Annotated in this window: 1 protein-coding gene; it reads right to left on the bottom strand. The window is 66.8% G+C overall.

Going from position 1 to position 578, the window contains the following annotated elements; translation table 11 throughout:
* Window positions 1-578 (bottom strand): PKD domain-containing protein (locus JNK74_29680; GenBank protein MBL7650344.1); only part of this gene is annotated, 578 nt, incomplete at both ends.

The following is a 578-nucleotide window of genomic DNA, read 5'->3' on the forward strand; positions in this document are numbered from 1 at the left end:
CGAAGCCCGGCCCTGCATTGGCGAAGAAGCCGGCCTGCAGTTGCGCGCAGGGATCACCGGCGGTGAGGTCGATGGTCTGGCAGGAGGTGGCGAAGCAGGTGTCCTGGGCCAGGGGGTCCCAGGTCCACACGGTCAGGCAGGCCTGGAAGACCGAGGGGCCGGGATAGGCGTGGTTCACGTTGGGGCCCCAGTCGACCGTTCCATCGCCGAAGTCCCATTGATAGCTCCAGGTGTTGTCGATCACCTGCGGCAGAAAGGCCACATAGGTGCCCAGGGCGCTGAACTGGAAATCGGCGACGAGGCTGTCACAGGGGTTGCTGGTCCCGGGCACGAGGACGGGCGCGCAGGTGCTGTCCACGCAGGTGATGACGCCGCCGCCGGGTTGTTGGAGGATGCTGATGGCGGTGAGGCAGACGGTGTAGGTTCCGGGCTGGGGGTAGGCGTGGAAGGGCTGCGGGTCGTTGGAGGTGCTGCCATCGCCGAAGTCCCAGACCCAGGAGGTGGAGAGACCGGTACCGGTGGTGGCGTTGGAGAACTGCACGAAGCCCGGCCCTGCATTGGCGAAGAAACCGGCCTGC

The organism is Candidatus Hydrogenedentota bacterium (assembly GCA_016791475.1).
GTDB lineage: Bacteria > Hydrogenedentota > Hydrogenedentia > Hydrogenedentales > JAEUWI01 > JAEUWI01.